This window comes from Streptosporangium lutulentum, from assembly GCF_030811455.1.
GTDB lineage: Bacteria > Actinomycetota > Actinomycetes > Streptosporangiales > Streptosporangiaceae > Streptosporangium > Streptosporangium lutulentum.
Genome location: NZ_JAUSQU010000001.1, coordinates 5,046,033 through 5,059,641, shown reverse-complemented (window position 1 = coordinate 5,059,641; position 13,609 = coordinate 5,046,033). Strand labels below are relative to the sequence as shown.

Here is a 13,609-nt window from a genome sequence, read left to right as displayed (position 1 = left end):
CCGGGGGTGTCGAGGGTGGCTCAGACGGAGATGACCGACCGGTCGACGCTGCCGGGGGCCAGGACGTGTTCGATGACCATGACGGCGGCGCCGATCACACCCGCGCGATCGCCCAGCTCGCTGGCGGTGATCGTCAGATGCTGGGTGGCGAGGGGGAGCGATCGGCTGTAGATGACCTCGCGGAGACCGGCGAGCAGTTGCTCCCCGGCCTCGGCGATGTCGCCGCCGAGCACGATCACCGAGGGGTTGAAGAAGTTCACGATCGAGGCCAGGACATCGCCGACCTCGCGACCCGCCTGCCGGATGAGCTGGACCGCCTGGGTGTTGCCGCCGCGTACGAGGCGGACCACGTCGCGGCTGTCGGAGGCGTCCACGCCGCCGGCGCACAGGCGGGCGGCCATGGCGGAGCCGCTCGCGACGGCCTCCAGGCAGCCGACGTTGCCGCAGCGGCAGACGGTGTCGAGAGCCGAGGCCACCCGGATGTGGCCGATGTCCCCGGCCGCGCCCTGGGCGCCCCGATGCAGGCGGCGGTCGCTGATGATGCCGCAGCCGATACCGGTGCCGATCTTGACGAAGATCAGGTGATCCGCCTCCGGGCGGGCGGCCCAGTGCTCGCCCAGGGCCATGATGTTCACGTCGTTGTCGACGAGGACGGGCGCGCCCAGGCGCGAGCCGAGCCACTCGGGGACGGGGAAACCATCCCAGCCGGGCATTATCGGCGGATTGACCGGCCGTCCCGAGCTGTGCTCGACCGGGCCCGGCAGCCCGACGCCGATGCCGCAGACCTCGTCCAGGTCGTGGCCGGTCTCGGCGAGCATCTCCTCGAAGGTGCGCTGGAGCCAGGCGAGCGTCTCCTCGGGGCCACGGTCTATCGATATCTCGGCCGCGCGTTCCGCGAGGACCTCGGTGCCCAGGTCGGTGATGGCGACCCGGGCGTGGGTGGCGCCGAGGTCGGCGGCGAGGACGACGCGGGCGGCGCGGTTGAAGGTGAAGGCGATGGCGGGACGGCCACCCGACGAGATGGCCTCCTCGGTCGGAATGATCCACTGCTGGCTCAGCAGCGCGTCGAGACGCTGGGCCAGGGTGGATCTCGCCAGCCCGGTCAGTTGCACCAATTCGGCCCTGGTGCGGGCCTGACCGTCGCGCAGGATCTTAAGAAGCGCCCCCGCGCCGGCGATTGAACCGTTCGCTTCACTCAGCATGCGCACAGTCAACACTCCTCGTTTCCACCACGTCAAAGCGACTTACGCCTATCGACAGCCTCATTATGCCTAATGGTGACTTACTTTTGCTTGACCATCGCCATAAGCCGCCTTTAGCATCCCGAAATATGGAGGAAATTGGACGGTTACCGGCGAATCCATTGCGATCGTGTGTTGCGGGAACCGAATGTGCGGGCACGGTTCACAGGCTCTCCACGGGCGGCCTCGACGGGGAATCGGCGCAGGTGGGCAGGGGTAAGCATGATCGATCGCCCGGCCGTCCGACGCCGGCCCGGCGGAGGGCCGCCGCGGCGTTTTTCCGGGAAATGAGCGCGTCGTGATTCTCAGGATGCGCGACATCGCCAAGAGCTTTCTCGGGGTGCGCGTGCTGAGCGGGGTGAATCTGGAGGTCGAAGCCGGTGAGGTGCACGCCGTCGTGGGTGAGAACGGCGCGGGCAAGTCCACCCTGATGAAGATCCTCGCCGGGGTCCACGCGCCCGACGAGGGCACCGTCGAGATCGACGGCGTTCCCGTCTCCTTCGCCCACCCCGTCGAGGCCCAGCGCGCCGGGGTCGCGATCATCTACCAGGAGTTCAACCTGCTGCCCGAGCGCAGCGTCGCGGAGAACGTCTTCCTCGGACGGGAGCCCGTCCGGCGGGGGCTGGTCGACCGCACCGCGATGGAGACCGCCACCACCCGGCTGCTGAAGGAGCTCGGAGAGACCTCCTTCGTCTCCCACGACCTGGTCCGGCACCTGTCCATCGCCCAGCAGCAGGTCGTGGAGATCCTCAAGGCGCTCTCCCTGGACGCCCGGATCATCGTGATGGACGAGCCCACGGCGGCGCTGGCCGAACACGAGGTGGAACTGCTCTACCGGCTGGTCGCCCGGCTGCGGGAGCGGGGGATCGCCGTCCTCTACATCTCCCACCGGCTGCGCGAGGTGTTCGACCTGTCCGCGCGGGTGACCGTGCTGAAGGACGGCGCGCTGGTCAGGACCGCGAACACCACTGAGATCACCTCCGACGAGCTGGTCAGGCTGATGGTCGGCCGCGACCTCGGCACCTACTTCCCGCCTCGCGGCACCGAGACCGGTGAGGTACGGCTCAGCGTCCGGGGCGGCGGCAACGCCGTACTCGACGGGATCGACCTCCAGGTGCGCGAGGGGGAGATCCTCGGGGTGGCCGGGCTGCAGGGGTCGGGCCGTACCGAGCTGGCCAAGGCGCTGTTCGGCGCGGAGCCGTTCACACGCGGCACGATGAGCCCGCTGCGGCCCAGGTCGGTACGGCAGGCCGTGGCCGCCGGGATCGGGCTGGTGAACGAGGACCGCAAGGCCGAGGGACTCGCCCTGCGGCAGTCGGTGCGGGACAACGCCCTGCTGGTCTCCCGCTCGGTGCGGAGAGGCGGCAGGACCGACATCCGGGAACTCCTCGAGTCGGTACGGCTCCAGCCGCCCCGGCCCGAGCAGGAGGTCCGCTACCTGTCCGGCGGCAACCAGCAGAAGGTCGTGCTGGCCAAATGGATCACCGTGGCGCCCAAGATCCTGATCTTCGACGAGCCCACACGAGGGGTCGACGTGGGGGCCAAGGCCGCGATCCACGACCTGATGCGCGGGCTGGCCGGGGACGGCATGGCCATCGTGATGATCTCGTCCGAACTCCCCGAACTGATCGGTATGAGCGATCGCATCATCGTGATGCGCGACGGACGCATCGCCGGAGAACTTCCCGCCGGCCCTTCAGAGGAGACCGTCATGCACCTGGCCGCCGGCGAGGCGACGCCGTGACCGAACGCGACATCACCCCTGTGTCCCGCCGCTTCCCCTTCCGGGTGACGATGGCCGGCTCGACACAGATCATCTACCTGGCCCTGGCCGGTGTCCTGCTCGTCGGGTGGGTGCTGGTCGCGGTCGACGGGGGGAACTTCCTCACCCTGGAGACCGTCGTCGGCATCCAGCAACGGTCGGCCGCGCTGGGGATCGTCGCGGTGGGACAGACCCTGGCGATCCTGGTCGGGTCGCTGGACCTGTCGGTGGCGTACCTGATCAGTCTCACGTCGCTCGTCGCGGCGGAGATCATGGCCGGGCAGGACGGCGGGATCCTCCCGGCCGTCGCGGCGGTGATCGCGGTGAGCGCGCTGATCGGCCTGGTCAACGGGCTGGTCATCACCCGGCTTCACGTGCACGCCTTCATCGCGACACTCGGCGTCGCACTGATCATCAGAGGGGTCGTGGACCACCTCTACGACGGGCCGTCGGGCAGCGTCCCCGAATCCTTCCAGCGGCTCGGCTACGACAGGATCGGGCCGGTTCCGGTCTCGGCGCTGCTCTGGGCGGCCGTCGCCGTCGCGGCGTGGTTCCTGCTCCGCCGTACGAGGCTCGGATACCGGATCTACGCGGTCGGCGGGGACGAGGAGGTCGCCCGGCTGTCGGGGGTGCGGACCGGCAGGGTCATCGTCGCCACGCACGTCCTGTGCTCGATCTGCGCCGGGATCGCCGGACTGCTGCTGGCCGGCAGGCTCGGCGCGGGGGCGCCCACGGTCGGCACCGACGGCGGTTACGACCTGGAGTCGATCGCCGCGGTGGTGCTCGGCGGAACGGCCCTGGCCGGCGGCAAGGGCGGGATCGCAGGAACGGTCGGCGGCGTGTTGCTGCTGGCCGTGCTCGACAGCGTCTTCAACCAGCTTGAGGTCAACGCGTTCTTCAAGGACGTGGTGCGCGGAGTGGTCATCGTCGCCGCCGTGGCCGTCTACGCCCGCCGTACCAGCAGGAGGCGATCCCGATGAGAGCCCTCAGGTCCATGGGGCCGATCTTCCTCGTGCTGGCCGTGCTGCTGGTGCTGATCGCCGCGGCCAACCCGTTCTTCCTGGAGCCCGCCGGGTTCCTCGCGTTCGTCAAGCGGGCCGCGCCGCTGGCCATCCTGGCGGCGGGCCAGTACTTCGTGATCGTCTCCGGGGAGTTCGACCTGTCGGTCGGATCGCTGGTCACGGTGCAGGTCGTGGTGGCCGCCCGGCTGATCGACGGGAACGAGACCGCGACCTGGTGGGTGCTGGCCCTGCTGATCGTGATCGGGTTGCTGGTCGGGCTGGCCAACGGGGTGATCACCACCGGGCTCCGGGTGCCGTCCTTCATCACCACTCTCGGCATGATGCTCGTATTGTCCGGCGCGGTCTTTCTATGGACGGGCGGCGCCCCCCGCGGCGCGCTGTCGGAGACGTTCAGGATGTTCGGCCGCAGGGACCTCGGCCCGGTGCCCTGGTCGGTGCTCATCCTCCTGGTCATGGGCGGGGCGGCGATCATGCTCATGCGCTCCGACTTCGGCAAGCGGCTCATCGCCACCGGCGACAACGACCGGGCGGCGGGGTTGTCCGGCGTCCGGGTGAACCGGACCAGGATCCTCGCCTTTGTCGTCTCCGGCCTGGCCGCGGCCGTCGCGGGCATCCTGCTCGGCGGCTTCGCCGGGGTCTCCGCCCAGGTCGGACAGGGGCTGGAGTTCCAGGCCATCACGGCCGTCGTGCTCGGCGGGGTGGCCCTGGGCGGCGGTCGCGGTTCGGTGGTCGCGGCCATGGCCGGGGCGCTCACGCTCGAAGCGCTGTTCACCCTGCTCAATCTTCACGGAATCTCGGGGCCCCTGGAATTCGCGGTCCAAGGCGTGATCATCATCGCCGCGGTCGCGGCGGGAGCCGTACGGCTCCCGTTCAGGCGTGCGGTACGCGCCTGACGAGAGGACGCGTCCCGCCGGGACGCGCCCCTCGAAAACCTGACGCAGCACCCTCTCAACAGAACGCGCCCCTCATCAGAGGCACTTCTCAACAAGAGACACCCCCTGAAAAAAGGAGACCTACATTGAACAGGTCTATCGTGGCCCTCGTCGCGGGAGTCTCCGCGCTGTTGCTGGCCGCCGGATGTGCCAGTGACATGCCGCCGACGACCGGCGCCGCCCCGGGCGCCTCGACGTCGGCCTCGGCCGCCGCGTCATCGGGAACGGGCGAGCAGTCGAAGTTCTTCGTCCAGGCGGACTTCGACGCCGAGCTCGCCATGCGCGGCCAGACCGCCGAGGGGCCCGCGGACAAACCGTGGGAACAGGCCATCGCCCCAGAGATGACCGACACCGCCACGTACAAGAAGGACGGGCCGTACCACCTCTGCTTCTCCAATGCCGCCGTCAACAACCCGTGGCGGCAGGTCGGCTGGAACACCATGCAGGCCGAGGTGGCCCTGCACAAGGAGATCACCAAGTTCACCGCCCTCGACGCGGAGGGCAAGGACGACAAGCAGATCTCCGACATCGCCGAGCTGGTCGGCCAGGACTGTGACGCGCTGATCGTCTCACCCAACACGACGGCGACGCTGACCCCCGCGGTCACCGGTGCCTGCCCCGAGCTGCCGGTGATCGTCTTCGACCGCGGGGTGGAGACCGACTGCCCGGTGACGTTCATCAACCCGATCGGCGGCTACGCCTTCGGCGCCGACGGCGCCGAGTTCCTGGTGGAGAAGGTGCCCGCGGGCGGGAAGATCCTCGCGCTGCGGATCCTGCCGGGTGTCGACGTCCTGGAGACCCGCTGGTCGGCGGCCAAGGTGTCCTTCGACAAGAGCCAGCTCGACGTGGTCGGGGTGGAGTTCACCGACGGCGACGCCGCGAAGACCAAGAGCATCGTGAGTGACTACATCCAGCGTCACGGCAAGATCGACGGCGTCTGGATGGACGCGGGCGCGACCGCCGTGGCCGCGATCGAGGCCTTCGAGGACGCCGGCCAGCCGGTGCCGGCGATGGTCGGCGAGGACCAGCAGGACTTCCTGCAGAAGTGGAAGGACGGCGGGCTCACGGCCATCGCGCCGACCTACCCCACCTACCAGTGGCGCACCCCGATCATCGCCGCCCTGAAGATCCTCAAGGGTGAGGAGGTGCCCAAGACCTGGAAGCTTCCCCAGCCCAAGATCACTGCCGAGAGTCTGGACACCTACCTGCAGCCCAACATGCCGCCGCTCCACTACGCGCTCTGCGGGTGCGAGGACATGCCCGACTTCCCCGCCAAGTGGGGCGGTAAGGAAGGCTGATCCGCCCGGTGGGTGAGGGGCGGTGCCCGGCGCCGGGCACCGCCCCTCCCCGGCCGCCCGTTCCGCCGGGTGGCCGGGACGACGAGGTCGTGGTGGGAAGGCCGCTCGGCCGTGGAACGGGTGCGTGTTCACGAGGAAAGGGGTTGCCGGTGTTCTCCGTCGGAGTCAACACGTGGGTGTGGGTCTCGCCGCTGACGGGCGAGGATCTCGTACGGCTGGCGCCGAGGGTGGCCGCCTGGGGGTTCGACGTGATCGAGCTGCCGGTGGAGCGGGTCGACGACTGGGATCCCCGGTGGGCGGCCGGCCTCCTGGAGGAGCTCGGCCTGAAGGCGTCGGTGGTGCTGGTCATGCCGCCGGGCAGGGAGCTCGTCGCGGCCGACGCGGAGACGGTCAGATCGACCCAGGAGTACCTGCGGCGATGCGTGGACGCCGCCGTGGCGGTGGGGAGTCCGGTCATCGGGGGGCCGGCCTACGCGTCGGTCGGGCGGACCTGGCGGATGTCGGACGAGGAACGGCGGGCCTGCTACGCCGAGCTGCGCAAGAACCTGACCCCGGTCGGGGAGTACGCGGCGGAGCGCGGGGTGACGGTCGCCGTCGAGCCCCTCAACCGGTACGAGACCAGTCTGATCAACACGGTGGAGCAGGCCGTCGAGGCGGTCGGCGGGATCCCGGGCGTCGGCCTCGCGCTGGACGTCTACCACATGAACATCGAGGAGCGGGATCCGGCGGCGGCCGTACGGCGGGCCGGGGAACTGGTCGCGCACGTGCAGGTCTGCGCCAACGACCGGGGCGCACCGGGAGCCGACCATCTGGACTGGCCGGCCCTCGTCGGGGCGTTGCGAGCGGTGGACTACCGGGGGCCGCTCTGCATCGAGTCCTTCACCGCGCACAACCGTTCGATCGCCACCGCCGCCTCGATCTGGCGCCCGCTCGCCGCCAGCCAGGACCTTCTGGCCACCGACGGCCTGGCCTTCCTCCGCGGCCTCCGCGACCTCCCGGCCACCACCCCCGCCGAGTGACCGTTGCCAGAACGTCCGGCAGGAGGGTGATCTCGTGTTGGAGATCACCCTCCTGCCGGACGTCGGGGCCGGTGGTGTTGATCCGCCGGTTGATTTTCCGGCGTGTCAGGCACGGTCCGTGATCTGAAGGATTCCGGTGGGCATGGGAGGTGTCGCTTACGAGTCGATGCGCGATAGTGGCGAGGCGCGCGGGCGGTTCTCCGGTTGGCTCTGGGCTGGAGGTCGAGATCGTGGCGTGACGGCTCTTGGGGGCTGCGACGCGAGGACGAGGGGATAGAGGAATGGTCAGTTTCACTTCGTATGACGGGACCGTGCTCGTCTGTCATGAGCGGGGAGAAGGGCCGGCGCTGGTCTGCTTGCCGGGCGGGCCGGGGCGGTCCTCACGATACTTGGGAGATCTCGGCGGTCTGGCGGCTCGGCGTCGGCTCTTCCTGCTGGACAATCGAGGAACCGGCGAATCCGCGGCGCCACGTGATCCGGACACGTATGCGATGGACCGCATGGTCGCGGATGTCGAGGCGCTGCGGGTGCGTCTGGGGTTCGAGCGGATGGACCTGCTCGGGCATTCGGCGGCCGGAGGGCTGGCGCTGCTGTACGCGGCCCGGTATCCCGAACGGATAGGGCACCTGGTGCTGGTCACACCGAGCGTGGACCCGGTGGGGATCGAGATAACCGATGAGCAGTGGTGCGCCCAGATCGAGCGCCGAGCCGATGAGAGCTGGTACGAGAGCAGACTGCCAGACCTCAAGGCGTGGGACGCGGGCGATGAGAGCCGGCGCCTGAGGGCGCAGCCGTTCTTCTACAGTCCTTGGAACGAGACCGCCGAAGCGCACGCCACACGGTTTGCCGAACGCTCGGTCGAGGCGGCGAAGCGCTTCCACGCCGGCATGCCCGCCGCCGAGAAGACCCGGGCGAGCCTGGCGAAGGTCACCACACCGGTCTTGGTGATCGCGGGAGAGCGGGATCCAGGACCGTTGCCCGCGCACGCGGCCGAGCTGGCCGGGATCTTCCCACGCGGGACCAGCATCGTGCTGCCCGGGGCTCACTACCCCTGGGTCACCGCTCCGAAAACCTTCGCCGAGGCAGTCGAGGGATTCCTCGACAGCTAGCTGACGGCAGCACATCTGAAAGTCCCGTGTCGACCGGGATGACACCCACATGGAGATCAGCCAGGCCATGACGAGCCTCAAGCGAGGGGCGTCACGCAGGGGAGCGGGGCCACCGTCCAGGATGACGTCGCGGAGAGAATGTGGTCAGCGGAGTGGCTGCTCGTGTCTGCGAGCGTCGCCGGAGTGTCCGCCGGCTGGTGACGATAGGGTCCGTGCTCATGTCAGAGCCGGTGCACGCGGTGTTGTTTGATTTTTCCGGGACGTTGATGCGGGCCGAGTCCGCCGAACGCTGGGTGGCCGCCGTGCTGACAGAGGCGGGCGTCGGCCTTTCCGAAGAAGAGATCCGATCCTGGGCGCTCCGTCTGGAGGGTGCGGGGGGTCTGCCCGGTGGGCACGCTCCCGGGCACATCCCGGATCGGCTTCGTGCCGTCTGGGACCGACGAGATCTGGACCCCGAGGCCCACCGGGCGGCCTACACCGGATTGATCATGTATGCCGGGTGGCCGTGGCCCGAACTGGCCGATGCTCTCCATCGACGATCGACCCAGCCACAGGCATGGGCCCTCTACCCCGACACGCTGCACACCTTGACCACCCTGGCCGAACGGGGAATCCGCACCGCTGTGATCAGCAACATCGGATGGGACCCCCGGCCGGTGCTGGCCGCCCACGCCCTGGCCGGGTATTTCGACGACGTCCTGCTCTCCTATGAGGAGGGGCGTTGCAAACCCGACCCCGTGCTGTTCACCACGGCCTGCGCGCGGCTGGCCGTTCACCCACGCCACACCCTCATGGTCGGCGACAACCGCCGGGCCGACGGAGGCGCGGAAGCCGTGGGTATCCGTACCTTCTACGTCGATCCGCTGCCGGTCCAGGACCGGCCCGACGGCTTCGCCCCCATGCTCGGCGAAGCCCTGCGCGCGGGCGGCGTCGGCTAGCCCGGCGCGCGGACCTCACCACCGGCTCGCCGTCCATCGCCCGCGCGCGGGACGGTGAACTCTCAGACCGGGCCGTCGCCGAGCTCGGGGGGCGTCCCCGTCCGGCGCGGGCGTCTGAAGAAGGCGGCCACCGCGTAGGGGTCGACGGGGTCGGTGAGCAGGGCGAGCATCTCCTCCCGGCGCTCGGGGTCCACCTTGAACGGGTGGCCGAACACGTGCGGGCCCGCCCCGTCGTCCAGCAGCCTGGTCAGCATCAGGTCGCCGGGCAGAGCCTGCTGGGACAGCAGCTCGTCGGTCAGGGTCACCCGTTCCCCGTCGTCGCGCACGGTGATCTCCTGTCCGGTGACGTCGAGGACATCCCACAGGCGCAGCGGCGTCCGCCGCCACGACTCCAGCAGCTCCGTCTCGTCGTCGCGCAGCCAGTCGCCCCGAGCGTCCAGGAACTCGCCGACCACGTCGTTCTCGAACAGGGCCAGGTCGGCCAGGGCGGGCTCGGCCACCCGGACGCTCAGCGCGATCAGGTCGTCGATCAGGCGCCTGCGGGCCGGGCGGTAGAGGTAGACGAGCAACTGCCGGAACAGGTGCGCGGCCCGCTCGGGCAGCGGGGCGCCGGGGTCGGTACGGCAGGCGGCGTACTCGGCCGCGTCCTGCCGGGCCGGGGCGAGATCGGGAGCGAGGGAGAGCGCCTCCGAGACGAGCCCCGCCGCCTCGAACGAGCGGCCCTCGCCCTCGGCCGACCTGGCGATCAGCAGCAGCGCGACCGGTTCGGTGCGGGAGAGCGCCTCGATCAGCGCCGGGCTGAGCGGTTCGCGCTCCACCTCTTCGGCGATCCTCGCGAGGACCACCTCGGAACGGGACAGATAGGTCATCGCCTTGGACAGGTCGCCGCCCTCGTCGTAGGTGCGCAGCGCGCTGCGCACCAGGGTCAGCCTGATGATGTCCAGCGAGGTGAGGTCCGCGACCGACGCGGGGTCCCACGGCGCGCCCACGATGCCCACCCGGCCGCCGTGCAGCTCCATCGAGGCGTTGCGGAGCAGCGGCGCCAGCGGCGGCAGCGGGTCGGCGAACGTCTCGGGGGCCTTCATCAGCAACTCCAGGACCACGACGTCGATCGGCACACCGGGGCTGGGTTCCAGTCCTTCGGCGAAGGCGCGCAACCCGTCCAGGGCCTGCTCCCCGAACTCCTGGACGACCCTGATCGTCCGCTCGGCGGGGAAGTCGGCCAGTTCCGTGACGGACAGTTCGAAGCCGCCGTCGCGCAGGCGCAGCGCGATCAGGTCCTCCGGCTCCACCCCGGCGAGCCAGCCCTCGGGTCCGGTCAGGACCGGCGCGCCCGTGTCGATCGAGGTCCTGACCAGGCCGCCCCCGGCCAGTGGCACTCCCGGGCCGTCGGCCAGCCGCGCCCACAGGCGCAGGTCGTCGTCGGCCAGCAGCACCCCGTCCGCCAGCTCGGCCCGGGTGACGAGGTGCGTCAGCACCGCGCCCTCGCTCAACGTCAGAAGCTCGCTCATTCGTCCATTGTTCTCGACCCGGGGGCGTGGCGGCGCCGCCGCCCTCGTGGAGGGGACACGACGGCGCCGCCGCCGCTCTCGTGGGAGGTTCACGAGAGCGGCGGCGGCGCCCGGCTCACGGCCGGCCCTGGGCGCTCATGGCCTGGTCAGGCCCGGGGCCGCTCGTGGCCTGGTCGGCCCCGGGAGTTCCTACGGCCTGGTCAGGCCCAGACGGAAGGAGCCGGAGCCGCTGTAGGCGTGGACCCGGACACGGTAGGTGCCCGCGGTGCCGGTGTAGGTGAAGGCCTCGTCCGCGCCGGCGCTGGTCCCGCTGGCCACGTTGGTCCAGGTGGAGCCGCTCAGCTTCTGCAGATAGATGTCGAAGTCGGTACCGGTCGGACCGTCAAGGCAGACGCGGTGCACGCCGGAGGCGGCGCTGTAGCCGGTGCTGCTCGTCGCGTAGGTGCTCTGGTTGGAGGTCAGGGAGCCGGTGTAGGTGTTCTGGTAGCCGGTGCACCCGCCGGTGGGCGGCGGGGTGGTTCCGCCGGTGACCAGGGTGAGTCCGTAGGCCTGCAGGATCTCGTTGATCGGCTGGAAGTAGGTCGTGCCGCCGGAGGTGCAGTTGCCCGACCCGCCGGAGGTGACGCCCTGCGCCTGGCTGCCGGAGACGAGGGAGCCGCCGGAGTCGCCGGGCTCGGCGCACACGCTGGTGCGGATCAGACCGGTGATGGTGCCCTCGGGGTAGGTGACGCTCGCGTTGCGGGCCTGGATGGCGCCGCAGTGCCAGCCGGTGGTCGAGCCGGCCCGGCAGACCGACGAACCCACGGCCGCGTCGGCCGAACCGCCGACCTGGACGATGCCGTTGCTGTAGCCGTTCACGACGCCGGTCGGGGTCCAGTTGGCGTTGACCGCGACCCAGGCGTAGTCGTTGCCGGGGAAGGACGAGGCCTGGAAGGTGCCCTGCGCGACCTGGTTGGAGCCCCTCGTGGTGGACCCGGCGTTGCCGCAGTGGCCGGCGGTGGCGAAGCCGCCCTGGGTGCCGCGGGTCACCGAGAAGCCGACCGAGCAGCGGGAGCCGCTGCCGATGTAGTAGGCGTCGCCGCCGCGGACGTCGTAGAACGGCCGGGGCTGCTCGGCGGAGGTCTCCACGCGGATCAGGGACCTGTCGGCGCCGCTGGCGCCGACGAACGCCTCGGCGGCGGCGGGATCGGCCGCCAGCACCACGACGCTGTTGCTCTGGAGGTCGACGTACCAGGAGGGCACCGACTTCGGCGCGTCGGCGACGGCGGCGTCGAGCTTCGCGACGGCGGCGTCGAGCGTGGCCAGCGAGTGCTTGACGAGCCTGGCCTCGGCACCGGCGCGGAGAATGGAGGTGATCTTCGTCGAGTCGCTGGTGGCGACCACGAAGGTGGAGGTGGGACCGGTCACCCAGGCCCCGGCGAAGCCGGCGGCGAGCTGCTCGCGGATGGCGGGGCCGACCTTGGCCGCGGCGGCCTCGTTGATCAGACGGGTCGTGGCCTGCTCGGCGGTGATCCCGAGGTCGCGCTTCATTCCTTCGATCAGGGCGGGCGACGGCTGTGCGGCGGCCGCCGCCTGGGTCTGCGCCTGGGCGAACGCGGTCGGGGCGGCGGTTTCGCCGCCGGGTCCCGTCTGGGCGATGGCGGGGGTGGCCATCAGCGCGAGGGCGAGCGCGAAGCCCGCCGTCACGGCACTTCTGCGGAGCATGTGTTGATCTCCTCATGTGGGGGGGTGCCGTCAACGTAACGGCCTTCACATGAGGCACGGATCTACCAGCTGGCACCTATCGTCACGTTATGGAGAGATCGTCAGGTCACGGAGAGGTGCCGAACCCGGGGTTGTCGGCCAGCCAGACGGCATATCGCCTGCTCCGCCGTACCGCGTCGGTGTGGGAGGCCTTCGCGTGCTCGAAGATCGTCGAGACGACCCCGGCGGTGGACGCCTCGGGATGCCAGCCGAGCAGCTGCCGCCAGCGCAGCGGGGCGCCGGTGAGCGGCACCAGCGCCAGGCCCTCGGCGGGCTGGAAGGTCGCCTGGCACAGGGCCACGGCGCGACCGACCTGGGCCAGGTGCATGCAGGTGGCCACATCGGTCTCGTAGATGGTCTTGGGGGTGAAGCCCGCGCGGGCACAGGCAGTGGCGAAGCAGTCGCCGAAGCAGCTGTCGCCGGGGGTGACCGTCCACTGCTCGTCGGCCAGGTCGGCGAGCGCGACCTCCTTCTTCTCGGCCAGGGGGTGATCCTCGTTCAGCAGCACGAAGACCGGGTCCGTCCCCACGGTCAGCCACGCCACCGGTCCCTCCACCGGCGGTGAGCTCTCACCGCAGGCGCCGATGATCGCGAAATCGATCCGGCCCAGCATGACCATCGTGGTGAGCTCCTTGGCCGACCAGGAGGTGTGGGTGGTCACCGGGGCCGTCGGCCACGCCGTGGCGAGCCGGTCCACCAACCCGCCCAGGATCGGGCCGTTGGTGGCGCCCAGCCGGTATCTGGTGACGTCCACGCTCGCGTTGGCGAACCGGACGGCCTCCTCCTGGAGCTCCCTGGCGGCGGGCAGCAGCACCATCGCCCTGGACAGCACCAGCTCCCCGAGGGGGGTGGCTCGTGCGCCGTTGTGGTCGCGTTCGAAAAGAGCACCTCCGAGCACCCGCTCTATGCGTTTGAGTTGCGCTGTCAGCGCAGGCTGGGCCAGTCCTAGGTTGGTGGCCGCCTTGGTGACGCTCCCGGCATCGGCGACCGCGCGGACGATCTTGAGGTGTCGGAGCTCGAGGTCCATACCGGGA

Annotated in this window: 11 protein-coding genes; 7 read left to right on the top strand and 4 right to left on the bottom strand. The window is 70.3% G+C overall.

Annotation, left to right across the window (positions count from 1 at the left end):
* Positions 1-20: 20 nt before the first annotated feature.
* The gene (locus J2853_RS22620) at positions 21-1,202 is read right to left on the bottom strand and encodes an ROK family transcriptional regulator (protein ID WP_307561055.1); all 1,182 of its coding nucleotides are present in this window, start codon (positions 1,200-1,202) and stop codon (positions 21-23) included.
* 349 nt (positions 1,203-1,551) lie between these two features.
* Between J2853_RS22620 and J2853_RS22615 the strand changes: the two genes are divergently transcribed.
* The 7 genes from J2853_RS22615 (at position 1,552) to J2853_RS22585 (ending at position 9,321) form a co-directional block, all read left to right on the top strand.
* A complete protein-coding gene (locus J2853_RS22615; RefSeq protein ID WP_307568777.1) occupies positions 1,552-2,985 on the top strand; it encodes a sugar ABC transporter ATP-binding protein in 1,434 nt (477 codons plus the stop codon).
* A complete protein-coding gene (locus tag J2853_RS22610) occupies positions 2,982-3,983 on the top strand; it encodes an ABC transporter permease (RefSeq protein ID WP_307561053.1) in 1,002 nt (333 codons plus the stop codon). Before J2853_RS22615 ends, J2853_RS22610 begins: the two co-directional genes overlap by 4 nt.
* Positions 3,980-4,918 carry an ABC transporter permease gene (locus J2853_RS22605; RefSeq protein WP_307561052.1) on the top strand — a complete coding sequence of 313 codons (939 nt, stop codon included), beginning with the start codon at positions 3,980-3,982 and terminating at the stop codon, positions 4,916-4,918. The genes J2853_RS22610 and J2853_RS22605 overlap by 4 nt, the downstream gene beginning before the upstream one ends.
* 125 nt (positions 4,919-5,043) lie before the next feature.
* Positions 5,044-6,255 (top strand): substrate-binding domain-containing protein, encoded by a 1,212-nt coding sequence (locus J2853_RS22600; protein ID WP_307561050.1) that lies wholly within the window; start codon positions 5,044-5,046, stop codon positions 6,253-6,255.
* Positions 6,256-6,404: 149 nt separating this feature from the next.
* A complete protein-coding gene (locus J2853_RS22595) occupies positions 6,405-7,274 on the top strand; it encodes a sugar phosphate isomerase/epimerase family protein (protein ID WP_307561048.1) in 870 nt (289 codons plus the stop codon).
* A gap of 281 nt (positions 7,275-7,555) precedes the next feature.
* Positions 7,556-8,383: an alpha/beta fold hydrolase gene (locus J2853_RS22590; protein ID WP_307561046.1), complete on the top strand. Its 828-nt coding sequence runs from the start codon at positions 7,556-7,558 to the stop codon at positions 8,381-8,383.
* Between the two features lie 218 nt (positions 8,384-8,601).
* Positions 8,602-9,321, top strand: a complete 720-nt coding sequence (locus tag J2853_RS22585) for an HAD family hydrolase (RefSeq protein ID WP_307568775.1) — start codon at positions 8,602-8,604, stop codon at positions 9,319-9,321.
* A 62-nt stretch (positions 9,322-9,383) separates the two neighbouring features.
* Here the strand turns inward: J2853_RS22585 and J2853_RS22580 are convergent, their stop codons facing one another.
* The 3 genes from J2853_RS22580 to J2853_RS22570 all read right to left on the bottom strand — a co-directional run bounded on the left by J2853_RS22580 (position 9,384) and on the right by J2853_RS22570 (position 13,602).
* Positions 9,384-10,832 carry a hypothetical protein gene (locus J2853_RS22580; protein WP_307561044.1) on the bottom strand — a complete coding sequence of 483 codons (1,449 nt, stop codon included), beginning with the start codon at positions 10,830-10,832 and terminating at the stop codon, positions 9,384-9,386.
* Positions 10,833-11,021: 189 nt separating this feature from the next.
* On the bottom strand, positions 11,022-12,536 hold the full coding sequence (locus tag J2853_RS22575) for a S1 family peptidase (RefSeq protein WP_307561042.1): 1,515 nt from the start codon (positions 12,534-12,536) through the stop codon (positions 11,022-11,024).
* A 106-nt stretch (positions 12,537-12,642) separates the two neighbouring features.
* A complete protein-coding gene (locus J2853_RS22570) occupies positions 12,643-13,602 on the bottom strand; it encodes a LysR family transcriptional regulator (RefSeq protein ID WP_307561040.1) in 960 nt (319 codons plus the stop codon).
* Positions 13,603-13,609 lie beyond the last annotated feature (7 nt).